Source organism: Mesorhizobium sp. M0808 (assembly GCF_040320025.1).
Taxonomy (GTDB): domain Bacteria; phylum Pseudomonadota; class Alphaproteobacteria; order Rhizobiales; family Rhizobiaceae; genus Mesorhizobium.
Genome location: NZ_JAMYOX010000039.1, coordinates 1 through 24,084, shown reverse-complemented (window position 1 = coordinate 24,084; position 24,084 = coordinate 1). Strand labels below are relative to the sequence as shown.

The window sequence follows — 24,084 nt, the reverse complement described above, 5'->3', positions numbered from 1 at the left end:
TTTTTAATCTTTTTTCGCCGCGCCTCTGGACAAGGCGAATCACCTTTGATTCTTTAGTGACGATTCGGAAGTGCGGCGTTGCCGGATCGTCAAGCGGGACAGAAAAAATCGGGGAGTGCCATTTATGGCGAAGGCGGACGCGTGGGGCGCGCCCGGTGGGACGGCGTTTGAGCGTCGCGAGGCGCGAAGCGACGGTCTCGCGGGCAATACGCGGCTCATCGCCGAACCTGCCTACCGACGGCTGCTGGCAGCCGAGCCGCTGTTGCGGCGATCGATCCCGGCCCTCATCATCATGTTTCTGTTGATCATCGCAGTACTGCGCTTTCTGTCGCTGATGAACGAGCGCGACGAGATCGAGCGCGACGCCAAGGCGATCCTTGCGCTGGCCGCCGGCCAACTGGCCAGTTCGATCGCCGACGCGACCATGGTTTCCGCGCCCGGCGCGATCCAGGACCTGCTGGAGAGCACCGGTCGTCAGGGCGCGATGGGCCGAAGCCACGTACTGGCGATCACCGATAGCGCCTTCAAGATCACTGCCGTATCGCCGCAGTCGATGCACTGGGAGGGGCGATCGCTCGATGGCGTCGTGCAGGGCGGGCAGCCGCTGTTCATGTTCGGCGACCGCGCCGGGGTAATGGAGGTCAACATCGGCGGACAGGACTGGTACGCGGCAGTGAGCCTGGCGAATGGCCGAAGGGGTGCCGCGGCAGCGTTCGTGCCGCAGGAGGCAGTTTTTGACGCCTGGCGCAAGACGGTCTCACTCAACGTCACGCTGTTCGTGCTGACGGCCGGCGTGCTGATCATCATCCTCTACGCCTATTTCGGCCAGGCGGCGCGCGCCCAGGCCGCCGATCGCATCTATCTCGAAGCCCACCAGCGCATCGACATGGCGCTGGTGCGCGGCCGCTGCGGCCTGTGGGATTGGGACATGGTGCGCGGCAAGATGTACTGGTCGCGCTCGATGTACGACATGCTGGGCTACGAGCCTTGTGACACGATGCTGTCGTTCGGCGAAGTCGATGAAATCATTCATCCCGAGGACGGCGATTTGTTCGAACTCGCCAACAGGATCGTCGCACGCGAGATCGACCATATCGACCAGGTGTTCCGGATGCGCCATGCCGACGGGCAATGGGTTTGGATGCGCGCAAGAGCACACGTTATCGACCCGGAAGCGCCGGAGATCCAGCTGATCGGCATCGCCGTCGACGTAACCGAGCAGCGGCATCTGGCGCTGCGCTCCGAAGCGGCGGACCTGCGCCTGAGGACGGCCATCGAAAACATCAACGAATCTTTCGTGCTGTGGGATTCGTCCGAGCGCCTGATCATGTGCAATTCCAAATACCAGCAGGACAACGGCCTATTGGATCGCGACGTGATGCCGGGCGCTCCGCGCGCCGTTCTGGAGGAACGCATGCTGGCCTTCGCCTCGGAGCGGCGGCTTGCCAATACCAACGGACCGCAGGGAGGCGTGACCTTCGAGCGCCAGCTTGCCGACGGCCGCTGGCTGCAGGTGAACGAGTTGCGGACAAGGGACGGCGGTACCGTCTCTGTCGGCTCCGACATCACCCAGATCAAGCTGCACCAGGAGAAGCTGGTCGACAGCGAGCGCCGGCTGATGGCGACAATCCATGACCTCAGTCTGGCCCGCCGCGCGGAAGAAGAACGGGCTCGTGAGCTCGTCGAACTCAATCGCAAATACATGAAGGAAACCGAGCGCGCCGAAGCGGCAAACCGGGCCAAATCCGAATTCCTGGCCAACATGTCGCACGAGTTGCGTACCCCGCTCAACGCGATCATCGGCTTCTCGGAACTGATGGAACGGCGGCTGTTCGGGCCGCTGGGTTCGCCGCGCTACGAAGAGTATGCCACCGACATCAACGGCAGCGGCAAATATCTTCTCGGTGTGATCAATGACATCCTCGACATGTCGAAGATCGAGGCCGGCCAGTTCGCCCTGGATCAGGAAGAAATCGATCTCTGCCCGCTCATCAGGGAGACGGTTCGCGTCGTTTCTCTGCAGGCGGCGGAAAAGTCGATCACCGTCGAAACCCGCATCGCCGATTCGCTGACGCTGTTCGCCGACCGCAGGGCGATCAAGCAGATCCTCATCAACCTTCTGTCCAATGCGGTGAAGTTCACCGGGCAAGGCGGCCACATCTCGGTCAGAGCCCGCAGCATTTCCAGCGCGCTGATCCTGACGATCGAGGACAATGGCTGCGGCATCCCGAAGGCGGCGCTGAGCAAGCTCGGGCGGCCATTCGAACAGGTGCAAAACCAGTTCTCCAAGAGCCATGCCGGCTCCGGCCTCGGCCTCGCCATCTCCCGCTCGCTGGCCGAGCTTCAGGGTGGCGCGTTGAAGATCCGCTCGACCGAAAGCGTCGGAACGATCGTCTCGGTACGCATCCCGATCAAGAAAGCCGCGCAAGCGGTCAGGGCCGCTGCCTGAATGACTTCGTGACCAGGCCCAGCATGATCAGTCGAACATGCCGCTTGCGCGCCGCCCGGCAACGCGAGAACTTTCCCTTGATAAGTCTATCTATTTTATCTATTTTAGATAAAGAAAGGAGGGCTTGTGATGCGAGTGACTTCAACGGAATTCCAGCAGAATGTCGGACGCTTTCAGGATGCCGCCCAGCGCACGCCGGTTGCAATCACAAAGAATGGGCGGACCCATACAGTACTCCTGTCAGCGGCTATGTTCGAGGTTTTGGTCAGAGGACGGGTCGCCCGGCCGGTCGAGGAATTGGACGACGAGACGCTGAACGCCATCGGCGAAAGCGCCGTCCCGACCCAATACGCCGGACTTGATGCAATGCTCAAAGACTGGACACCGTGAGCCTCCCAAAACCTGTCCCCGGTCTGGTGATTTCCTATTCCTATCTCTGGGCGAGAGAAAACAAAAAAGGCGCGGAGGAAGGCCGCAAGAGCCGGCCCTGCGCCATTGTCGCCGCCCGTCGCATCGTGGAGGGGCGTGAAGTTGTAACGGTGGTTCCGATTACCCACTCAGCTCCGGCTGATCATGCGGATGCAATAGAAATACCTGCGCCACTCAAAACCCACCTCGGTCTCGACGATATGCCGTCGTGGATCATCGTGACCGAGATCAATGAATTCCTTTGGCCGGGTCCCGATTTGTGGCCCATTCCAGGGACGAAGCCGTCCCGCTTTGATTACGGCATGCTGCCGCCGCGCTTCTATGCCCATCTGCGCGACCGGATTTTGCAGGTCCACACAAGCCGCGCCCTGCACCGGACTCGGCGAACAGAGTAGCTGAATGCGGTGGAAACACCGTCCGTTCGCAGTTGGGCCGATCTGGTGATTCAGCGTCGACGCGCACATAAGTCTCCGGCGGCTCGCGCCGCCGGAGCGGTTGTCAATTCTCACTGCATGCCGTCAGCGCCATCATTGCCCTCGCCGTCCCATTGGCGGTGACCGCCGGGACCCTTCGGCAGTTCGTTCTTCTCGATCTTGCCGTCATTGTTGCGGTCGAGCACGGCGAAGACCTTCTTCTGACGGCTGGTGATGTCGTCGGCGGTCAGCGTGCCGTCGCTCTTGGCGTCATAGCGCGCGATGATGCGCCTGGCCATCTGCTCGAAGCGCGCCTTCTCCAGTGCGTCGGCGAGCTGTGCCACGGTTAGCTTGCCGCCATTGTCGGCGACCATCTTCTGCAGCCGCGCGTTCATGGCGTCGGAGAACTGGTCGAAGGTGATGGTGCCGTCATTGTCCTTCATGACCTTGTCGAGGCGCATCATCATGCCGTCGCGCGGCCCTGCGCCGGAGTGCTCGTCGGCATAGGCTGCGGTGCCGACGGCGCCGGCCAGGGCTGCGAAAACGAGCGCAAGTCTGGTTGTCTTTCTCATGGTCTTCTCCTGTTGCATCGTCACCCCCGATGCTTTCCGAAACGACCCTACGGCCCGTTACCGTCAGGCTGTCTCGCACGAAGCAGAAGGTCGAAATCCTTTCTGACCTTCTGCGACGTCTCCCCGAGATGCGCTTCAAGCACCCCGAAATCCGGCAGGTCGGTGACGGCCAGAAGCAGATCCGAAAGCCCTGGCGGAACGTCGTCGCGTTCGAACGCGCCGGTGAGGCAAAGCCGTATCATCTGGGTCAGCGCCAGATAGAGCGAATAGGCATCCACCAGTTCCTGCCTGACCTGGGCGCTGGCGAAATCCGGCGCCAGGCGCGACAGGACCTCAGCCGTGCCGGTGGCCCTGCGGCCTGCCTCGATCTTTCCGGTGATCAGCGCAACCTGGGCAATGAATTCGAGATCGATGAGGCCGCCCGGAATCAGCTTGATGTCCCAGGGATCGCGCGGCGGCTTCTCCTTGTCGACCATGGCGCGCATCTCGGATGCCTCGGCCATCACCTTGGCTGGATCGCGCGGCAGAGCGAGCACTGAGGCAACCTCTCCCTCGACCTCGCGGCAGAGCTCGGCATCGCCGCCGATCGTGCGGGCGCGCGCCAGCGCCATGTGCTCCCATGTCCAGGCGTCCTGGCGCTGATACTTCTTGAAGGCGTCGACATGGGTGGCCACCGGCCCCTTGTTGCCGGACGGCCGCAGGCGAAGGTCGAGCTCGTAGAGCACGCCCTCGGCGGTCGGCGCGGAAACGGCGGCGATCAGCCGCTGTGTCAGCCGGCTGTAGTAATGCGACGGGGCAAGCGGCTTGTCGCCGTCGGACTCCTCCGCATCGGCGTCGTGATCGTAGAGCAGGATGAGGTCGACGTCGGAGCCCGCCGTCAGTTCGCGGCTGCCGAGCTTGCCCATGCCGAGCAGCGCGACCCGGCCGCCGGCAATATAGCCATGACGCCAAGCGAATTCCGCCATCACCGCTTGCAATGCCGCCTCGATGGTCAGGTCGGCGAGATCAGAAAAAGCGCGGCCGGCGCGCGGCGGGTCGATCGACCCGGCAAGCAGCCTGACGCCGATCAGGAATCTTTGCTCCGAAGCAAAGATGCGCAACCGGTCGAGCACGTCTTCATAGGCTCTGTCGCCTTCGAGGAAGGCGGCAAGGCGCGCCGACAGATAGGCGCGGTTTGGCAGTTCGCTCAGCAGCGCCGGATCGAGCAGCCCATCGAAGACATGCGGCCGGCGCGTGATGATGGCGGCCAGCCGCGGTGCCGCGCCCATGATCGTCGCCATCAGCTTCAGCAAAGCCGGATTCGACTGCAGCAACGAAAACAGCTGGATGCCGGCAGGCAGGCCGGCAAGGAATTCGTCGAAGCGGATCACTGCGTCGTCCGCCCGCCGCGTCTGGCCGAAGGCTTGCAGCAGCGCCGGCGTCAGTTCGGTCAGCCGCTCGCGCGCTTCCGCAGACCTGGTGACGCGGTAGCGGCCGAAGTGCCAGCCGCGGATAACCCGGCAGATGTCGCTCGGCCGCTGGAAGCCGAGCCGCTGCAAGGTCTGCAAGGTATCGGGATCGTCGACGTCGCCGGTAAAGACCAGATTGCCGATGCCGGCCGAAAGCTCCGGCGCGGTTTCGAACAGCGCTGCATAGTGGCGCTCGACCTGGTGCAGCGCCGCGCGGAACGTTTCGGCAAAGCCTGCCGCATCGGCAAAGCCCAGCATGCGGGCGACGCGCTCCAGCCCCTCTTCGTCCTCCGGCAGGATATGCGTCTGCTGGTCGGCAACCATCTGGATGGCGTGTTCGACGCGGCGCAGGAACCAGTATTGCCTGGTGAGCGCATCGCGCGCGTCGGCGGTGATCCAGCCGCGCGCGGAGAGTTCGCCCAGCATCGGCACGGTCTCGCGTCCGCGCAGTTCGGGAAAGCGGCCGCCGGCGATGAGTTGCTGGGTCTGGACGAAGAACTCGATCTCGCGGATGCCGCCGCGGCCGAGCTTGACGTTGTGGCCTTTGACCGCGACCTCGCCATGGCCCTTGTGGGCGTGGATCTGGCGCTTGATCGAATGGACGTCGGCAATCGCCGCGTAGTCCATGTATTTGCGCCAGATGTAGGGCTGCAGTTCCTTCAGGAACGCGGCGCCGGCGGCAAGATCGCCGGCCACCGGGCGCGCCTTGATCATGGCGGCGCGCTCCCAGTTCTGGCCGCGCGCCTCATAGTAGCGCAGCGCCGCCTCGACCGGAATCGCCAGCGGCGTCGAGCCGGGGTCGGGACGAAGCCTGAGATCGGTGCGGAAGACGTAACCGTGCTCGGTGCGGTCCTGCAGAATGCGGACCAGCCGGCGGGTCAGCCGCGAAAACAGCTCGGTTGCATCGAGCGGATCGAGGACGGCAGGCGCATCGGGGTCAAAGAAGGCGATGAGGTCGATGTCGGAGGAGAAGTTTAGCTCATGCGCGCCGAGCTTGCCCATGCCGAGCAGGATCCAGCCCGAGCGTCGCGCCGGATTTTTGGCATCCGGCAATCGGAGCTTGCCTTGCTCATGCGCGTCGCGGAGCAGGAAATCGACAGCCGCACGCGTGCAGGCGTCGGCAAGGTCGCTCAGTCGCCGCACCGTCAGCGAGGTCTCGGCTTCGCCAGCGAGATCGGCCAAGGCGATCAGGAAATGCGCCTCCGCCTTGCATTGGCGCAGCTCCATCATCAGGCTGCTTTCGGAGACGGCCTGTGCGCGTGCTGCCTTGTCGACCGCGGCGCCGATCGATGATAGCCGCGCCTCGATGGTCTCGTCGAAAAGCACATCGAGTATCCGCGGCCGGCGGCGCGCGGTATCGCGCAGGAACGGCGACAGGTCGAACACGGCGGCGAGGAAATCCTGGACGACCCCCTTGCCTGCCAAGAATTTCGCCAGTCGCGGCAGTTCTCTTTGCCGCGCGGCGTCGGCGATCTCCGACAATTCCTGCCTGGCGCGGCTTGCATCCAGCGGAACGAGCTTTATCGCCGGCTTCAACAGCCAGTCCGTTTCGAGGCGTCGCACTGCCATCCTCGCCACCATCAGCGATCCTCCCGCCCGGGAAAACTCATGACGACCGACAATCCGGGATTGCCGGGCAGAAGCTCAAGCCGTCCATTGTGGAACGTCACGATCGCCTTGGCGAGGCTCAAGCCAAGGCCGGAACCCGGCTGCGAGCGGCTCTTTTCCAGCCGCACGAAACGCTCGGTCACCCTGGCGCGGTCGACATCGTCGGGAATGCCCTGGCCGTTGTCGGAGACGGCGAGTCTGATCTCGCTACCGACACGCTCCAGCGTCACGCGAACCGTAGGCCTGGAGGTCGACTCGGTCGAATATTTGATCGCGTTGTCGACGATGTTGGACAGCGCCTGGCCAATCAGCTCGCGATTGCCGTTGACGGCGAAGGAACCTTGCACCGAAGTTTCGAGCGTCACGCCCGCCTCCTCCGCTACCGGCTCGTAGAGTTCGACGACGTCGTGCACGGCAGCGGCCAGATCAACCCTGGTGGTGCTTTCCGAGGAATAGCCGGCTTCCAGTCGCGAGATCATCAGGATGGCGTTGAAGGTCTTTATCAGCTGATCGGATTCGGCGATCGTTCCTTCCAGCGCCTGCCGGTAGTCGCTGGTGTTGTGCTTGCCGGAAAGCGTCGCCTCGGCGCGATTGCGCAGCCTGGTCAGCGGCGTCTTCAGGTCGTGGGCGATGTTGTCGGAGACCTGCTTCAGGCCCTCGTTCAGCGTGGCGATCCTGGCCAGCATGGAATTGAGGTTTTCCGACAGCCGGTCGAACTCGTCGCCGGCGCCGGTGACCGGCAGCCGGCCGGAAAGATCGCCGCCCATGATACGGCGGCTCGCCTCGGACACGCTGTCGATGCGCTTCAGCGCCGCGCGCCCGACGAAGAACCAGATCAGCAGCCCACCGACGCCCATCATGCCGAGCGCCAGCATCAAGGCGCGGCGAATGACGGCGCGGAAGCGCTCCGGCTCGCCGAGGTCGCGGCCGACCAGCATGATCATCTGGTTGGGCAGGCGCAGCACCAGGGCAATGGCGTTGTGGCCTTTCTCGCCTTCGGCCTGGACTTCGCTCTGGGCGGGCTCGTTCGGGTCGGAGATCGGGTTGCGCTGCCGCTCGAGCTCGCCCTCGCCGAAGCGGCGGTAGGAGAACGGTTCGGTGGTCCAGCCCTCGGCCTCGATCACGCCCGGCTCCAGGCTCTGCACGTTGCCGGTCAGGATCTGGCCGTTGGCATCGGCGATCAGATAGAGATTGGCGCCGGGCTGGCGGGAGCGCTGCTCGACGACGCGGACCAGCAGCGGCAGGCCGCCGCGCTGATAGGCGCGGGCGAGGCCGAGCACCTCGTCGTTGATCGTGTCCTGGGTCTGGGCGGTCAGCATGCGCGCCGACAGCGAGGTCATGTAGAACACGAGCAGCACCGCGCAGATGGCGAACAGCAGGAGGTAGAGCGCCGAAAGCCGCGCTGCCGTCGTCTTCATGATGGCCGGCACGGAAAGAGTCATGGGGTTCTAGCCGCTTTTCAGCATGTAGCCGGCGCCGCGAACCGTGTGCAGGATCGGCTTGTCGAAACCCTTCTCGATCTTGCCCCGCAGCCGCGAGATATGAACGTCGATGACGTTGGTCTGCGGATCGAAATGGTAGTCCCAGACATTCTCGAGCAGCATGGTGCGCGTCACCACCTGGCCGGCATGGCGCATCAGATATTCGAGCAGGCGGAACTCGCGCGGCTGCAGCGTTATCTCGCGCCCGGCGCGGCGCACCGAGTGCGACAGCCGGTCGAGTTCGAGATCACCGACCCGGTAGACGGTTTCGGCTTCCCTGGCGCTGGCGCGGCGGTTCAGCACCTCGACGCGGGCGAGCAGTTCGGAAAAGGCGTAGGGCTTGGTCAGATAGTCGTCGCCGCCAGCGCGCAGACCGGTGACCCGGTCGTCGACTTCGCCGAGCGCCGACAGGATCAGCACGGGCGTCGTATTGCCCCGGGACCTGAGCCCGGCAATGACGGACAGGCCATCGCGGCGCGGCATCATGCGATCAACGACCATGACGTCATAGTCGCCGGAATCGGCGAGCGCGAAGCCGGTTTCGCCGTCGCCGGCGACATGGGCGGTATGGCCGGCCTCGGCGAACGCCTTCTGCAGGTAGTCGGCTGCCTCGCGATCGTCTTCTATGACGAGAATCTTCATAGAACCGTTATACGCGATTTCGCTGGAAGATTGAGTGGCCGGCATATGCATCGTGGCCTTCTCCATGGCGTATCGCGAACAAAGTGATTCAGGGATACGCGGTAAGTCTTTGTTTTAGCATGTCGTAGCCTAAAACCGCTTCACGCCTTGAGCGGCATGTTCGAGCGGCAGCGGGCGATGGGAGGCCCGCTGCCGCTGGGGCGGAACACGATGACTGACTAACGTATTCAGGCCCCGTGCTTTCCCGTGCGGCGGCTCGGGGGTGTTGAAAACCGCCGCACCGGAAAAGTCGACCACTAGAGCGCCGCGCGTCCTCTTGGACGCGCAAAGGACGCTCTAGCACCTTGAATCGGCGCATGAGCCTTTCCGAAAACGGAATACGTGTTCGGGGTCATGCGCTCAGCCCTTGGCGACAGGCAGTGCGACGAAGCGGTTGCTGTCGTCGCGGGTGATCTGCATCAGCACCGCCTTGCGGCCGGACTTCACCGCGTCGGCCATCGCCTTGTCGACGTCGCCGGCGCCGTTCACTTCCGCCGAATTGACGGAGGTGATGACGTCGCCGGGCTGGATGCCGCGATCGGCGGCATCGCTGTCCGGGTCGACATCGGTCACCACAAGGCCCTTGCCATTGTCAGACTTGGTGACGGTCAGGCCGAGATCGGCGAGCGTGTCGGTCTTCGGCGCGGGGGCAGGCTGCTGGTCGGCCGAGGCCTGCTTGTCGCTCGACGGCAGCTTGCCGAGATCGACCTTAACCGCCTCGCTCTTGCCGTTGCGCCACACCGTGACATCGACAGATTTGCCGGGCGGGTATGCGCCAATCAGGCGGGCGAGTTCCTTCGGCGAAGCAACGTCCTTGCCGTCCACCTGGGTGATCACGTCACCGGCGGTGATGCCGGCCTTCTTGCCGGGACCGTTGTCCTGCGCGCTGGCAACGAGCGCGCCCTTGCCGGACCCAAGGCCAAGCGACTCGGCGATTTCGGGCGTGACCGGCTGGATCTCGACACCGAGCCAGCCGCGCTGCACGGTGCCGTTCTTCATCAGATCCTGCACGACCTGCTTGGCGGTCGAAGCGGGAATATCGAAGGCAATGCCGACGCTGCCGCCCGAGGGCGAGAAGATCGCGGTGTTGATGCCGACAACCTGGCCGTTGAGGTTAAAGGTCGGGCCGCCCGAATTGCCGCGGTTCACCGAGGCGTCGATCTGGATGAAGTCGTCATAGGGACCGGCGCCGATATCGCGGCCGCGGGCCGAAACGATGCCTGCGGTAACCGTGCCGCCGAGGCCGAACGGATTGCCGACAGCCACCACCCAGTCGCCGACGCGAACCTTGGAATCATCGGCGAAGTCGACATAGGTGAACTTGTTGCCGTCATCGACCTTGAGCACCGCAAGATCGGTGCGCGGATCGGTGCCGATCAGCTTGGCGTCGAGTTCCTTGCCGTCATTGGTCACCACGGTGAAGGCGGTGCCCTCCTCGACGACATGGTTGTTGGTGACGAGATAGCCGTCATCGGAGATGAAGAAACCGGACCCTTGCGCCACCGGCCGCGGCTGGTCGTTGTTGCGGTCACGGTGTCCAAAACGGCGCATTCCGTTCGGGCCCTGATCGCCGCCTTGATCGCCAAAGCCGCGGAATTCGCGGAAGAAACGCTTCAGCTGCGGGTTGTCGGGAAGATTGCCTAAGCCGTCCTCGTCGTCCATCTGGCCGGAACCGTCATCGGCCGTCGGCTGGATCTTGGCCTTGACGCGCACGCTGACGACCGCCGGCGAAACGCGCTCGACCACATCGGCGAAGCTCGGGACCTGCGGTGCCTCGACACGCACGGCGTCGGCCAGCACCGGGGCTGTCCCGGTGGCAACAGCACCAAAGCCGATCGCGCCCGCAATGGCCAGGGATGCGGCTGCGGCCAGCAGGCGTTTGCGGGTGCGTAGATATGAATTGGGGGCAACATTCATGGTTCTCGTATCCTCTTTTCAAGGGACGCCCCTTGATTGGCATCCTCGACAAAGGAAATAGAGAGCCGCACATTACGGCGCCATTTCCGGTACATGAAACTTTCGTAATGTATCGATCAATCGCGGCGGAGCATCTTGTCCAGCGCCGCCTGTTCCTCGGCAGTTAATACAGCGGTCGCCGTCGAACGGCGCGAGCGGGCGGCCAGCAGGATGAATGTCCCGCCAACGAGCAGCAGAAGAACTGGCGTCCCCCAGAGCAAGACATTGCGCAGATTGAAGCGTGGCTTCAGCAGCACGAATTCGCCGTAGCGCGAAACGACATAGTCCATCACCTGCCGGTCGGTATCGCCGGCGACCAGGCGCTGGCGCACAAGGATGCGCAGGTCGCGGGCGAGGTCGGCATCAGACTCGTCGATCGACTGGTTCTGGCAGACCATGCAGCGCAAGCCTTCCGACAAAGCCCGCGCCCTTGCCTCGAGCGCCGGGTCGGCCAGCACCTCGTCGGGCTTGACCGCCTGCGCGACGCCAGCGAACAACAGCACCAGCAGCAGGACCAGCGAGGCCAGCGTGACCCTTTGCCTCATGACGAGCTCGCCGATGGCACCGCGCCCGCCGGCTTGCGGCGCGACGGCGCGCCGACGCGCAGGCGACGGTCAAGCAGCGACATCGCCGCGCCCGCCATCATCACCAGTCCGCCGCCCCAGATCAGCGTCACCAGCGGCTTCCACCACAGACGAACGACCACAGAGCCATCGCTGCCCTCGTCGCCAAGCGAAAGATAGAGCTGGCTGAAGCCGATCGTCCTGATGCCGGATTCGGTTGTGGTCATCTGGCGCACCGGATATGAGCGCTTGGCCGAGGTGATCTCGCCTGCGACGCTACCGTCGGCGCCAAGCAGGGCGAAGCGGCCGCGATCCTCACTGTAGTTAGGCCCCTGGGCCGGATAGAGCCCCTCGAAGCGCAGCTTGTGGCCGGACAGTTCGACGGTCTCGCCGGCATGCATCGCCAAGATTTTTTCGGTGCCGAAGCAAAGCGTGCCGACAATGCCGAGCGTTGTCAGCCCGAGGCCGAGATGCGCAAGCGCTGTGCCGAAGACCGAGCGCGGCAGGCCGGCGAAGCGCCTGAGCATGGTGGCGGGCGCGACGGTGCCGAAGCCGGATTTGACGGCGAGATCGGTGAGCGCGCCGCAGATCAGCCAGAAGGCAAGGCCGACACCGAGTGCCGCCAACACCGAAGCGCCATCGATGAACAGGGCCGTCACCAGCACGGCGAGCAGCGCCGCCGCGAAAGCCGCCATCAGGCGATGGGCGACGGCGAAAATGTCGCCGCGCTTCCAGGCGAGGAGCGGCCCGAACGGCACGACGACCAGCAGCGGCACCATCAGCGGGCCGAATGTCAGGTTGAAGAACGGCGCGCCGACCGAAATCTTGTCGGCAGACAGGGCTTCGACGACGAGCGGGTAGAGCGTGCCGACCAGCACGGTGGCGGTGGCGGTGGTCAGGAACAGATTGTTCAGGACCAGCGCGCCTTCGCGCGAGATCGGGTGAAACAGGCCGCCGGCCGTCAGCCGGGAGGCGCGTAAGGCAAACAGCGCCAGCGAGCCGCCGATGAACAGCGTCAGGATGCAGAGGATGAACACGCCACGCGTCGGATCGGTGGCGAATGCGTGCACCGAGGTCAGCACGCCGGAACGCACCAGGAAGGTGCCGAGCAGCGACAGTGAGAAGGTCAGGATCGCCAGAAGCAGCGTCCAGATCTTCAGCGCCGAGCGCTTTTCCATGACGATCGCCGAATGCAGCAGCGCCGTGCCCGCCAGCCACGGCATGAAGGATGCGTTCTCGACCGGATCCCAGAACCAGAAGCCGCCCCAGCCGAGCTCGTAATAAGCCCAGTAGGAGCCCATGGCGATGCCGCCGGTGAGGAGCATCCAGGCAACCAATGTCCACGGCCTTACCCAGCGCGCCCACGAAGCGTCAATGCGGCCCTCGATGAGGGCAGCGACAGAGAAGGAAAAGCAGATCGAGAAACCGACATAGCCGAGATAAAGCAGCGGCGGATGGATGGCGAGGCCGAGGTCCTGCAGGATCGGGTTGAGATCGCGGCCCTCGATAGGCGCCGGATTGAGCCTGACGAACGGGTTCGACGTCGTCAGGATGAACAGGAAGAAAGTGGCGCCGATCGCTCCCTGCACGGCAAGCACATTGGCCCGGAGCGTCGCCGGAAGATTGCCGCCGAAGACGGCGACGAGCGCGCCGAAGAAGGTCAGGATCAGTACCCAGAGCAGCATCGAACCTTCGTGATTGCCCCAGGTTCCGGTGATCTTGTAGATCAGCGGCTGCAGCGAATGCGAGTTCTCCCAGACGCTCTCAACCGAGAAGTCGGAGCCGGCGTAGGCGGTTGCCAGCGCCACGAAAGACAGCGCCGTCAAGGCAAAGCCGGTCAGCGCGGCCGGTGCGCCGACGGCCATCATCTTATGGTTGCCGGTGCGCGCACCGAACAGCGGCACCATCGTCTGCACCAGGGCCAGCGCAAACGCCAGGATCAGGGCGAAATGTCCGGTTTCAACCATTGTCACCGCACCCGCTAGTCACTCTTGCTCTCCTGCCATACGCCCTTGGCCTTGAGGCCGTCGGCCACTTCCTTGGGCATATAGGTCTCGTCATGCTTGGCCAGCACGCTGTCGGCGACAAAGATTCCGTCAGGGCCAAACGAGCCTTCGGTGATCACGCCCTGTCCTTCCCGGAAGAGGTCGGGAAGAATGCCGGTATAGGTGACCTTGACGTCCTTCTGGTTGTCGGTCACCGAAAAGGCGACGGTGGCGCCTTGGCTACGCTCGACCGTGCCTTTTTCGACGAGACCGCCGAGCCTGATGCGCTGGCCCGGCTGAAGGCTGGCGGTGGCCAGATCAGCCGGCATGTAGAAATAGGAGGCCTTCTGGCCAAGCGCATAGAAGGTCAGCCCCGTGGCAACACCGAGAAACCCTAGCCCCGCTGCGATCACCGACAGTCGTTTCTGCTTGCGCGTCATCGTCTACTCCGTCGCCGTCACGCCAAGCGAGGCGGCAAAGGCGGTGAATTTCCTGGCCTGGTCACTGTCCGCGCCAAAGACGGCGATACCGCGATTGAGCGCGTCACGCGCCTGATCTGTCTTGCCCAGCACGGCATAGGAACGAACGAGCTGCATCCACCCTTCCTCGTCGCGCGGATTTTGCCGAAGCCTTTCGTCGAGGCCGGCAACCATGGTGCTGATCATGGCTTGCCGGTCCTGCGGCGACATCGAGGAAGCAGCATCGATATCCTCGGCGGTCGGCCCTTTCGCGGGCGCCTCCGAAGCGACGCTGCGGGCGGCGGATTCGGCCAGCGCCTGCTCGACGGCGCCGCGCCACGGCGAGCCCTGCGGCAAGGCGGCAAGCATCTTTTGCCAGGCCGCCGTGGCTTCAGCTATGCGGCCTTCCTGTGCCATGCCCATGGCGAGATAGAACGAGGCCTTCGGATTGGCCGGATCGAGCTTCAACGCCGCCTCGAAAGCCGCCTGCGCTTCGGCGGAGACAATGCCGCCGGCCGCATTGGCGATCGCCTCGCCAAGACCCGCCTGGCGGGCGGCGCTGTCGCCGTCGAGGCGGATGGCGTTGCGATAGGCGGTCACCGCATCGGCGTATCGCTGCATACGCAGATAGACCGGCGCCAGCACGTCCCAGCCGCGGCCATCGGATGGGTTGGCCGCCAGGTGCGCCTCGGCGCGGGCTATCAGCTCGTCGACCGAGCTGTCGGCGGGGTTCTTGGCCAGGCGTTCGCTGAGCGGCTGCGACGGCAGGTCGGGTGAGCCGAGCTGGCCATAGAGGCCCCAGCTGACCAGCGGAACCAGCAGCACGGCCGCCGTCGCCACCAGCCTTGTCGACCGCGACGGCTGCGTCGTCGTCTCGTCGGCGTGGCCGGCATTGCTCAGGCGAAGGATGCGGCGGGCGATTTCGGCGCGTGCCTCTTCGGCCTCCATTGGCTGGATCAGGCCACGCGCCATATCGCGGTCAAGCTCGGCCAGCTGGTCGCGATAGACTTCAAGATCGTGATCGCCGGCAGCGGACGCGTTCTTCGATCCGCCGGCCAAGGGCAGCAGCACCGCCAGGCTTGCGCCCAGCGTCAGGATTGCGGCTATGACCCAGAACAGCATGGCTCTTCCAATAGAACGAGACCCTTGCCCTGCCAACACAAGCGTGCTGCGACGCTTTGGCGGGGCCGCTCCGATCGATAATGCATGTCGCGCAAAAGTGTGCAGCGGTTTTGCGATAACGACCATGCATCAAAACAAGAACCTAAAGCGCGTCGCATGAGGCCGGTCGAACGCGACGCGCTTTAGTGCCGGACCGGAATCGGCGGATCGACGGCCGGCCAGCTACGTCAGCGGCGTCCAGCTGCCGTCGGCATTGCGGCAGGCGGTTCCGCGCGCGGTGGCGCCGGCGGTGCCGGTAAACACCGTATGGGTGTATTGCCGGCAGTCCTGCGAGCCGACGCGATAGGGCTGGGCGGCGACCACTTCGCCGCGATGGGCCGAACCGTCGCTCTTCCAAGCCACTTTCTGGCCGCTCGCCGTGTATTCAAGCGCCTTGTATTCCGCCTCGAGCGCGCTGCGCTTCTCGGTCTCACTCAGGCCGGCGCCGATAGAGCCGCCGACGAGGCCGCCGCCCATGGCGGAGATGATCGTCGTCGCCACCTTGGCGCCGCTGGGGGGCGTCGCGGCCGGCGTCACCGTAACGGCCGGGCCCTTGTCGAGCGTTGTGCAGCCGGAGACGGCGAGCAGGGCGGAAACGAGCGCGACGCGAATCTTCATGCCAATACCGGCTTTCTTGAGCTGGACCGCCGCGCTGTCAGCAGCTGGTGCGGCCATAATGTCGATGTTTGTCGGAAATTTGGCCGCAGCCGGCCACCTGGAAAAGCAATCTGGAAAAGCATTACTGAAGGCTCCGCAATCGAACCATCGCCTTCAATCCACCCATGACGGATCGTTCCAGCGCCAGGGAGCCTCCATACTCGTTGACAAGGTCGGCGACAATGGCAAGTCCGAGCCCGCTGCCCGGTTTTGTCTCGTCGAGACGCCGGCCGCGCTGCAACACCTCGCGCGCCTTGTCGTCGGGAATGCCGGGGCCGTCATCCTCGATGCTGATCTCGAACAGGTTGGCTGCGCCTTCCGTGCCAGCGCCACCCTTGCTGGAGATTGGCTTGACCGAAACGGCGACCGCGCTCCTTGCCCATTTCATCGCATTGTCGAGCAGATTGCCGAGCAGCTCCTCCAGGTCCTCGCGTTCGCCGGCAAAGACGATGTCGGTGGCCGGCAGTGAGAGCGACAGCGCCGTCTGCGGGTTGAGCTTCTGCAGCACCCGAACCATGCGCTGGACCAGCGGCGCCACCGGCGTACGGTAGACGACGCTGTCGCGCTGCGCGGCGACGCGGGCACGTTGCAGATAATGGTCCACTTGCTTTTGCATGGAAGCGGCCTGCTCGGCGATCAGCTGGCCCTTGGCGCCACCCAGCGCCCGTCCCTCGTTGAGCAGCACGGCAAGCGGCGTCTTCAGCGAGTGAGCCAGGTTGCCGACCTGTGTGCGCGACCGCTCGACGATACGCCTGTTGTTTTCGATCAGCGCATTGGTCTCGTTGGCGAGCGGCTCGATCTCGGCCGGGAAACGGCCGTCTAGGCGCTGCGCGGTTCCTTCGCGCACCATGGCAAGCGCATTCCTGACCCGGCGCAGCGGCTGCAGACCGAGCAGGATGGCAATCGCATTGATGGCGATCATGCCGACGCCGAACAGCGACAGATAGGTCAAAAGGCGCCGCTGGAAGGTGGCGATTTCCTGCTCGAGCTCGGTCTGGTTGCCCATGACGCGGAAGCGCGCGGCGCGGTTTTTCGCATCGAGCACGAACTCGCTCTCGAACACCTCCAACTGCTCGCCTTCGATGCCGTCCGCTGAATAGCTGCGCTGGAAGCTGGCATTGAAGGGCACCTCGGCAACGCTTGGCGACGGGATCGCCTTGGTCATCGACGACGAATGGAGATCGCCGTGCACGCCTTCCGAGGCAGGCTCGACCGACCAGTACCAGCCGGAATTCGGTTCCGAGAACCTCAAATCACCAAGGTCGGGGGCGCCGGTCAATTGGCCGCTTTCAGAAACGCCGACCGAGCCGATCAGGTTGAACAGATGCGCCGAAAGCAGGCTGTCGAAACCGCGCTCGCTGGCCTGGCGATAGAGCGTGGTGATCAAGGTGAAGATGACGACCAGAGTGAGGATCGCCCAGACCGTGGAAAAGGCGATGACGCGAAACGCCACCGAACGCGGCCATGACCGCAGCGACGGCGTGTTCGAGACGGCGGGTTTTGTAGGCAGCGGTTCCGCGTTACGCCTCCGGCTTACGCATGCGGTAGCCCATGCCGCGAACAGTTTCGATCATGTCGATGCCCATCTTCTTGCGAAGCCGTCCCACAAAGACCTCGATCGTGTTGGAATCGCGGTCGAAATCCTGGTCGTAGAGATGCTCGACCAGCTCGGTCCGGGACACCACCTCGCCCATGTGGTGCATCAAATAGGCAAGCAAGCGGAATTCGTGCGAGGTCAGCTTCAGCGGCACGCCGTCGACGTCGGCCTTGGAGGCCTTGGTGTCGAGGCGCAGCGGCCCGCAGGTCAGTTCGGACGAAGCGTGCCCGGCAGCACGCCGGATCAAGGCCCGCACCCTGGCCAGGATTTCCTCGATGTGGAAGGGTTTGGTGACGTAGTCGTCGGCGCCGGCGTCGATACCGGCAACCTTGTCGCTCCAGCGGTCGCGTGCCGTCAGGATCAGCACCGGCATCTTGCGGCCGCCGCGCCGCCATCGCTCGACCACGCTGATGCCGTCCATCTGCGGCAGGCCGATGTCGAGCACCACGGCGTCGTAGGGCTCGGTGTCGCCGAGAAAGTGCCCTTCCTCGCCGTCGAAAGCGCGGTCGACGACATAGCCGGCATCGACCAGCGCGTCGCCGATCTGCCGGTTGAGATCCTTGTCATCTTCGACGACGAGTACGCGCATGCGGGAGGCCTGTTGAAGCTGGTCAGATATAGGCCGATTCCGGCAGACTGGGAAACGGCACGATTCAGTTCAGCGGAACGACGATCTCCGAGCGACGCGGACGCTGCCCTTCCTTGCCCGGAACGAGCACGACGATGATGCAGACCGGCTGGCCGCCGCGTGTCGACTGCGAGGCTTTGGCCAAGGTGCCGCCATTCTGCTCGGCCACCTGCTGGCCGATGGCGTAGCAGTCGGAGGCGGCGAGGACGACCGGCTGCGGCTGCTCGGGCACGACAACGGGGATCGCCATCGCTTGCGACGCAAGCAGACCGCCGGCTGACAGCGCCAGTGCCGCGGTCCGGAAGTGGGGGCGAAGGATGTTCATGGTCAGCGTTCTAACGCGCCGGTGCTGAACGTGATATGAACGGTGAACGCTCGAATGCATGCCCGCCACACCCCTGAAGCGCGAGATTACCGGATTGCCATTTCGCCGCCCGGCTCCGCGAAATCGCCAATGTTTAACCTAGCCCTCCAATCCTTCGCCGACAACCGACATCATCTGGCGGGCAGGACCATTTGGGAGGACGAAGCATCCGGCCCAAGGCAACCGATGGCAGTTCAGGCGAACCGAACCTGAAACAAAAAACCCGCCTCTGCGGCGGGTCGCTGGCGCCATCAGCACCATAGGGAAATTAGTAGCATAGCTGCCGGCACAAAGCAAGAACAAAATTGCCCGATTTGCAAAAAGTGCCCGGTGGTCAGCCCTCGTCCTTGATCACGGCGCGGAAGCGCAGCAGCCCGTGATGGGCCGAAAGGTCCTCGTCGTAGCGGGCTTCGGCGAATTCGAGCTTGAGGTAGGCGCGGCGATGTTCGCCGAGCGAGAGAGCCGCATCGCGCAGGCGGGTGCTAACAAGGTCCATGATGTCATTGGTTTCCTTGCTGGCCTCTGATTTCGACCAGACATGCAACGTCAGCAACTGTTCTGCGTCGTTCTCCATCCCCGTTGCCCAATCGTAGACGCTGGTGCGGCCGAAGGTCATGTGGGGGAACGCAACATTTTCCGGCGCATGGTCGAACAATCTTGCATCGCCCAGTGCCGCCGACAGGTGGGGATCGCCGTTCACTGCCTCGAATATGGCCCTCTGCAATTCGACGGCCGGCGCGGTCATCGTCTTTCCCTTCGCCCGTCGCCTCGACCTCCCGGCTGCGTAGCTGCGTTGCATGAAGGCATCCCGGCAAAGCGCGAATCAGCGCGTCTCATGCGGATTATGAACCTTCATGATCTCGGCAATAAGCCCTGCTCCTGCAACCCGCGACGTTTCGCATCACGGACGCCCTTTAGGGTGATGCCAACCCGCGAATTCATTTGGCATGCATGGAGTTTGAAAGAACGGTGCTATGAAGATGTCTGGTTTCCAAACATTCGAGGTCGGTTTCTGCGCGAGCCATCGCTGCTGCGGAAAGCTTGGGGTCAAGGCGCCGCCGGTCGCGATTGCGGCGCCGACTATGTCGATGACATCAAGAGCTTGGTGAGCCGCACTCGGGAGATGCTCTCGGCGCACGGTAGCCTGGCCTTGAAACTGTCCGTCGTTTTGTGGACGGAGCTTGTCCTAGCGGCAGTATTCTTAATCGCCCAGGCCTGACCGAGATCGCCCAGGCCTCATCGAGCGACATTCATCGATCGGGCGGAAACCAAAGGACGCCAGGATGGCAAACCGCTACGCACTGCGCATGGAGCATCCCCACAGCTGGACCGTCTTCGACGTCTTCACCGGCCAGCCGGTCGAGCTCAAGCATCAGCTCATGGTCGGCATGAATACGCGCGATGCAGACGCGATGGTCGACCGGCTGAACAGTCGCGACGTCAAGCGGCGAGCCAAGGCGGATCGCAAGTCCTGAGCAACCGTCCTGTGAGCGATCTCGAAGGATCTAGCGAAAATCGGCTGCAGTCAGCACGTACATGCTCCTGCGGGTACGGGCATAGGCATTCCTGGCGACGTCATGAATTGAGCTGGAAGCCGTGTCGAAGGCCGCCAGATAGGTAGCTTCTGAAGCCGCCGTTCCCGGCTGCATCTTGGAAATGGCATCGGTTGCGACAGAGAAGGAAATCTGGAACATGCCGTCATGGCCAACGAAGCGAATGCGTTTGCTTGCCTCGTCGTAGCTGCGGCTGGGGTTGGGAAATGTCAGGCTCATGATTTGGCCTCCGTCGATGCAGATACGGCCTTCTTAACTGTCCGCGACGCCCGCTTCTTCTTTGGTGCGACCGGATTCAGAGCTTCCGCCGCGCGGTCCGCCTCTTCCTTGGCCAGTCGCAATTCCCTCAGCCTTGCCGTTTTGATGCTCCTCGCCTTGGCCTCCGAGAGATATTCGGCAGTTGCTTTGTTCCGCTCTGCCGTCTTCTTCTGATTTTCCATGAAGCGAGCCTGAGCTTTTTCCATGATGTTCTGATTGCCTTCGGCCATCGGTAAAATCTCCCTTGAAGCGAAAGTCATGAATGTGAACTTCATCGTAAAATAGGTGTTCAAAGACAGAAATTCAATTTCATTAATATTCCGCAAGACCCGAACACCAGGGCATGACTAGGCAAGATAATACGTTCAATATTTTATATGCCCTCTGAATATTTTTTGGCACTCCTATCAATCGAGTGCCAAGGCGCCTATAGAGAGGGGGCGGCCGCCTAAGCCGGCCCCAGAAAGAGTCCCCATGAAATTCCGGCCACTCCACGATCGCGTCGTCATTCGGCGCGCCGAAAGCGACACCAAATCCAAGGGCGGCATCATCATCCCCGACAATGCCAAGGAAAAACCGCAGGAAGGCGAAGTGATCGCTGTCGGGCCGGGCGCGCGGGACGAAAGCGGCGCGCTGATCCCGCTCGACGTCAAGGCCGGCGACCTCATTCTGTTCGGCAAATGGTCCGGCACCGAGGTCAAGATAGACGGCGAGGACCTTCTGATCATGAAGGAGGCCGACATCATGGGCATCATCGAAAAAAGCGAGATGGGCATCATCGACAAGACCGTGGCTGCCAAGAAGGCCGCCTGATTGGAAGGCCGCGCGCCCTCCCGCGCGCGCAAAGGACGCTCCGAGCTTTGATTCAGGCGCTGCAAGCGTCTTGCCACGACAACCGAACTGGAAAAGATCATGTCTGCCAAGGAAATCAAATTCTCCACCGACGCGCGTGACCGCATGCTGCGCGGCGTCGAAATCCTCAACAACGCCGTCAAGGTGACGCTCGGCCCCAAGGGCCGCAACGTCATCATCGACAAGGCCTATGGCGCGCCGCGCATCACCAAGGACGGGGTGACGGTGGCCAAGGAAATCGAGCTCACCGACAAGTTCGAAAACATGGGCGCACAGATGGTGCGCGAAGTGGCCTCGAAAACCAACGACCTCGCCGGCGACGGCACCACCACCGCCACGGTGCTGGCCGCTTCCATCCTGCGCGAGGGCGCCAAATTCGTTGCCGCCGGCATGAACCCGATGGACCTCAAGCGCGGCATCGACCTTGCCGTCAGCGCCGTCGTCCAGGAAATCCAGGCGCGCGCCAAGAAGGTCAAGTCGTCGGCCGAGATAGCCCAGGTCGGCACCATCGCCGCCAATGGCGACACCAGCGTCGGCGCCATGATCGCCAAGGCGATGGACAAGGTCGGCAATGACGGCGTTATCACCGTCGAGGAAGCCAAGACCGCCGACACCGAGCTCGAAGTGGTCGAAGGCATGCAGTTCGACCGCGGCTATCTCTCGCCCTATTTCGTCACCAATGCCGAAAAGATGCGCGCCGAGCTGGAAGACCCTTACATCCTCATCCACGAAAAGAAGCTCGGCAATCTGCAGGCGCTGCTGCCCATCCTCGAAGCCGTGGTGCAAAGCGGCAGGCCGCTGTTGATCATCTCCGAGGACGTCGAGGGCGAAGCGTTGGCAACGCTGGTCGTCAACAAGCTGCGCGGCGGCCTCAAGGTAGCGGCCGTCAAGGCGCCTGGCTTCGGTGACCGGCGCAAGGCGATGCTGGAAGACATTGCCGTGCTCACCGCCGGACAGATGATTTCCGAGGATCTCGGCATCAAGCTGGAGAACATCACCATAGACATGCTCGGCCGCGCCAAGCGCGTGCTGATCGAGAAGGACACCACCACGATCATCGACGGCGCCGGCGAGAAGACCACCATCCAGGCGCGCGTCCAGCAGATCAAGGCGCAGATCGAGGAAACCACTTCCGACTATGACAAGGAGAAGCTGCAGGAACGTCTCGCCAAGCTGGCGGGCGGCGTTGCCGTCATCCGCGTCGGCGGCGCGACCGAATCCGAGGTCAAGGAAAAGAAGGACCGCATCGACGATGCGCTGAACGCCACGCGCGCGGCCGTCGAAGAAGGCATCGTTCCCGGCGGCGGCGTTGCGTTGCTGCGCGCCAAGGCTGTGCTGAACGGGCTGACCGGAGCCAATGCCGATGTGACGGCGGGCATTTCGATCGTGTCGAGAGCGCTCGAAGCGCCAATCCGGCAGATCGCCGAGAATTCCGGCGTCGAAGGTTCGATCGTCATCGGCAAGCTCGCCGACGGCAAGGACCACAATCAGGGCTTCGATGCCCAGAACGAGGTCTATGTCGACATGATCAAGGCCGGCATCGTCGACCCCGCGAAGGTGGTGCGGACGGCACTGCAGGACGCGGGCTCCATTGCGGCGCTCCTGATCACTGCGGAAGCCATGATCACCGACGTTTCGGCCAAGGACGCCGCTGCTTCGACCGGCGGCATGGGCTATTGACCAGCCGCTGCCCGAAACAAGCCTGAAAAGACAGCCGCCGGGGTTCTTCCCCGGCCGCGCCATCGGCAAGGAGATCGATCCATGATCGCATTCGTCCCGAAGCCAAAGGCAGCGGCGAAGACCAAAGTGGCCGAGGAAAGCCGCTTCGATCGCATTCGCAGGCTTGCCGACAAGCACAGGAAAGCCGACGCCGGCATGGTAGGCCGCGACCCGAAAAAGATCGCGGACAAGCGTCCCATGTGACGACTGCCAATCTTCGGCACCCACGCAAGCGCGGCACCAGACGCTTATCGCGTTTCGCCGCTGATCAGCGCGGCACGGTCCTTGATGATGGTAGAAACGAAGCGGATGACGGCGCGCACCGGCGCCTCCGCCCCGATTTCACGGCGATAGACGAGCGACACCGGATGACTGCCGAGAATGTCGGGGGCAAGGCGCACCATCCGCGGTTCAGCTTCGGCCAACATGCAGGGCATTACCGCCAGACCGGCGCCACTCAGAGCCGCCGCCAGCATTTCCGTCATTTCGGCAACGCGAAGGACAATTGTCGCGCCGGCGCCGTGCGCCTCAACCCATTTGGCGCCGGGGACGCCGGCAAGGCTTGCGTGAAATCCAATGATCTCGTGTCCGGCCAACTGGCGAGGGTCGATGGGCATTGGGTGACGGTCGAGATAGCGCTGGGACGCATAGATCGACCAGCCCGCAACACAAAGCTTCTGCGCGATCAAATCGTCTGCGGCGACGGTGCCGATCCTGACCGCAAGGTCGGCCTCGCCGTGCTGCAGGTCCACTGGCCTGCTGCCGCTCGTCAGTTCCAGGTTGATATCCGGGTGGGCCTTATGGAACCCGGCCATACGCTCGGCAAAAAGGGGGCTGAAGCCCGACGGCAGTGCCAGCCGAACGCTATTCTTGCCCGAACGCACAAGCGCCGTCAGTGCTTGCATGGTACGTTCAAGGTCATCGCCGAGCGGCAGCAATGTCTGGCCAAGCGGCGTGATCTCAATGCCTTGCCGCGTTCGCACGACAAGCGAAACCCCGAGTGCCGCCTCAAGAGCAGCCAGGCGCCGGCTGATCGTCGTGTGACGCACGCCGAGCACGCGCGCTGCTCCCGACAACGTTCCCGCGCGGGCGGCAGCGAGAAAGTAGCGCAGATCGTTCCAGTCCGGTTCGCCGGTCTTGATCACGAACCTAGTCTCTCATGTTCCCTGTCAAGGTTGAAGGCAAGAAGGCTCGCCTGCTTGGCAGGTTTGCGAAGCAGTCGGACCGGCTGAAGCTGCACAGGGCTGGGGGT

At 63.5% G+C, this 24,084-nt stretch carries 24 protein-coding genes; 7 read left to right on the top strand and 17 right to left on the bottom strand.

The genetic code is table 11. The features are described 5' to 3' along the window. The first annotated feature begins 124 nt into the window (after positions 1-124). From NKI25_RS29370 to NKI25_RS29360, 3 genes are all read left to right on the top strand, one after another. A complete protein-coding gene (locus NKI25_RS29370) occupies positions 125-2,449 on the top strand; it encodes a PAS domain-containing sensor histidine kinase (protein ID WP_352785768.1) in 2,325 nt (774 codons plus the stop codon). Positions 2,450-2,578: 129 nt separating this feature from the next. After that, a complete protein-coding gene (locus NKI25_RS29365; protein ID WP_352454340.1) occupies positions 2,579-2,839 on the top strand; it encodes a type II toxin-antitoxin system prevent-host-death family antitoxin in 261 nt (86 codons plus the stop codon). Beyond that, complete coding sequence (locus NKI25_RS29360; RefSeq protein ID WP_352785765.1) at positions 2,836-3,273, top strand: type II toxin-antitoxin system PemK/MazF family toxin; 438 nt, start codon at positions 2,836-2,838, stop codon at positions 3,271-3,273. The genes NKI25_RS29365 and NKI25_RS29360 overlap by 4 nt, the downstream gene beginning before the upstream one ends. Before the next feature lie 110 nt (positions 3,274-3,383). Here NKI25_RS29360 and NKI25_RS29355 read toward each other — a convergent pair whose 3' ends face one another. The 14 genes from NKI25_RS29355 to NKI25_RS29290 form a co-directional block, all read right to left on the bottom strand. Next, on the bottom strand, positions 3,384-3,863 hold the full coding sequence (locus NKI25_RS29355) for an EF-hand domain-containing protein (protein WP_352785762.1): 480 nt from the start codon (positions 3,861-3,863) through the stop codon (positions 3,384-3,386). 47 nt (positions 3,864-3,910) lie between these two features. Further along, positions 3,911-6,892, bottom strand: a complete 2,982-nt coding sequence (locus NKI25_RS29350; protein ID WP_353000124.1) for a bifunctional [glutamine synthetase] adenylyltransferase/[glutamine synthetase]-adenylyl-L-tyrosine phosphorylase — start codon at positions 6,890-6,892, stop codon at positions 3,911-3,913. Then, entirely contained in the window at positions 6,892-8,361 is a 1,470-nt protein-coding gene (locus NKI25_RS29345; RefSeq protein WP_353000122.1) for a sensor histidine kinase, read from the bottom strand. The genes NKI25_RS29350 and NKI25_RS29345 overlap by 1 nt, the downstream gene beginning before the upstream one ends. A 6-nt stretch (positions 8,362-8,367) precedes the next feature. Further along, the gene (locus NKI25_RS29340; protein ID WP_254819962.1) at positions 8,368-9,042 is read right to left on the bottom strand and encodes a response regulator transcription factor; all 675 of its coding nucleotides are present in this window, start codon (positions 9,040-9,042) and stop codon (positions 8,368-8,370) included. A gap of 399 nt (positions 9,043-9,441) precedes the next feature. After that, positions 9,442-10,998 carry a Do family serine endopeptidase gene (locus NKI25_RS29335; RefSeq protein WP_352591933.1) on the bottom strand — a complete coding sequence of 519 codons (1,557 nt, stop codon included), beginning with the start codon at positions 10,996-10,998 and terminating at the stop codon, positions 9,442-9,444. Between the two features lie 116 nt (positions 10,999-11,114). Next, a complete protein-coding gene (locus NKI25_RS29330) occupies positions 11,115-11,582 on the bottom strand; it encodes a cytochrome c-type biogenesis protein (RefSeq protein WP_352591930.1) in 468 nt (155 codons plus the stop codon). Beyond that, the gene (locus tag NKI25_RS29325; protein WP_353000120.1) at positions 11,579-13,567 is read right to left on the bottom strand and encodes a heme lyase CcmF/NrfE family subunit; all 1,989 of its coding nucleotides are present in this window, start codon (positions 13,565-13,567) and stop codon (positions 11,579-11,581) included. The genes NKI25_RS29330 and NKI25_RS29325 overlap by 4 nt, the downstream gene beginning before the upstream one ends. 14 nt (positions 13,568-13,581) lie before the next feature. After that, on the bottom strand, positions 13,582-14,025 hold the full coding sequence (ccmE, locus tag NKI25_RS29320; protein WP_023677821.1) for a cytochrome c maturation protein CcmE: 444 nt from the start codon (positions 14,023-14,025) through the stop codon (positions 13,582-13,584). 3 nt (positions 14,026-14,028) lie between these two features. Then, a complete protein-coding gene (gene ccmI, locus NKI25_RS29315) occupies positions 14,029-15,165 on the bottom strand; it encodes a c-type cytochrome biogenesis protein CcmI (RefSeq protein ID WP_352591924.1) in 1,137 nt (378 codons plus the stop codon). A gap of 222 nt (positions 15,166-15,387) precedes the next feature. Next, positions 15,388-15,822 carry an RT0821/Lpp0805 family surface protein gene (locus tag NKI25_RS29310; protein ID WP_352591921.1) on the bottom strand — a complete coding sequence of 145 codons (435 nt, stop codon included), beginning with the start codon at positions 15,820-15,822 and terminating at the stop codon, positions 15,388-15,390. Positions 15,823-15,943: 121 nt separating this feature from the next. Further along, positions 15,944-17,371, bottom strand: coding sequence for an ATP-binding protein (locus NKI25_RS29305; protein ID WP_352454424.1), 1,428 nt, complete (start codon positions 17,369-17,371; stop codon positions 15,944-15,946). 10 nt (positions 17,372-17,381) lie between these two features. Beyond that, entirely contained in the window at positions 17,382-18,047 is a 666-nt protein-coding gene (locus tag NKI25_RS29300; RefSeq protein ID WP_023718390.1) for a response regulator transcription factor, read from the bottom strand. Between the two features lie 64 nt (positions 18,048-18,111). Beyond that, a complete protein-coding gene (locus NKI25_RS29295; protein WP_352785749.1) occupies positions 18,112-18,411 on the bottom strand; it encodes a hypothetical protein in 300 nt (99 codons plus the stop codon). Positions 18,412-18,784: 373 nt separating this feature from the next. Then, positions 18,785-19,195 carry a DUF3168 domain-containing protein gene (locus tag NKI25_RS29290; RefSeq protein WP_352785743.1) on the bottom strand — a complete coding sequence of 137 codons (411 nt, stop codon included), beginning with the start codon at positions 19,193-19,195 and terminating at the stop codon, positions 18,785-18,787. A 538-nt stretch (positions 19,196-19,733) separates the two neighbouring features. On the opposite strand from NKI25_RS29290, the gene NKI25_RS29285 reads away from it, so the two are divergent. Then, positions 19,734-19,925, top strand: coding sequence for a hypothetical protein (locus NKI25_RS29285; RefSeq protein WP_352530525.1), 192 nt, complete (start codon positions 19,734-19,736; stop codon positions 19,923-19,925). A 30-nt stretch (positions 19,926-19,955) separates the two neighbouring features. On the opposite strand, the gene NKI25_RS29280 is transcribed toward NKI25_RS29285, so the two are convergent. Next, the gene (locus NKI25_RS29280) at positions 19,956-20,222 is read right to left on the bottom strand and encodes a DUF1488 family protein (RefSeq protein WP_352591915.1); all 267 of its coding nucleotides are present in this window, start codon (positions 20,220-20,222) and stop codon (positions 19,956-19,958) included. Beyond that, complete coding sequence (locus tag NKI25_RS29275; RefSeq protein WP_352454325.1) at positions 20,219-20,491, bottom strand: hypothetical protein; 273 nt, start codon at positions 20,489-20,491, stop codon at positions 20,219-20,221. Before NKI25_RS29275 ends, NKI25_RS29280 begins: the two co-directional genes overlap by 4 nt. A gap of 244 nt (positions 20,492-20,735) precedes the next feature. On the opposite strand from NKI25_RS29275, the gene NKI25_RS29270 reads away from it, so the two are divergent. The 3 genes from NKI25_RS29270 to NKI25_RS29260 all read left to right on the top strand — a co-directional run bounded on the left by NKI25_RS29270 (position 20,736) and on the right by NKI25_RS29260 (position 23,036). Continuing rightward, positions 20,736-21,074: a co-chaperone GroES gene (locus NKI25_RS29270; protein WP_352591912.1), complete on the top strand. Its 339-nt coding sequence runs from the start codon at positions 20,736-20,738 to the stop codon at positions 21,072-21,074. Between the two features lie 99 nt (positions 21,075-21,173). Continuing rightward, entirely contained in the window at positions 21,174-22,793 is a 1,620-nt protein-coding gene (gene groL, locus NKI25_RS29265) for a chaperonin GroEL (RefSeq protein WP_353000118.1), read from the top strand. A gap of 81 nt (positions 22,794-22,874) precedes the next feature. Next, positions 22,875-23,036: a hypothetical protein gene (locus NKI25_RS29260; protein WP_352454322.1), complete on the top strand. Its 162-nt coding sequence runs from the start codon at positions 22,875-22,877 to the stop codon at positions 23,034-23,036. A 44-nt stretch (positions 23,037-23,080) separates the two neighbouring features. On the opposite strand, the gene NKI25_RS29255 is transcribed toward NKI25_RS29260, so the two are convergent. Further along, positions 23,081-23,977 carry a LysR family transcriptional regulator gene (locus NKI25_RS29255; RefSeq protein WP_352596311.1) on the bottom strand — a complete coding sequence of 299 codons (897 nt, stop codon included), beginning with the start codon at positions 23,975-23,977 and terminating at the stop codon, positions 23,081-23,083. Positions 23,978-24,084: the final 107 nt, after the last annotated feature.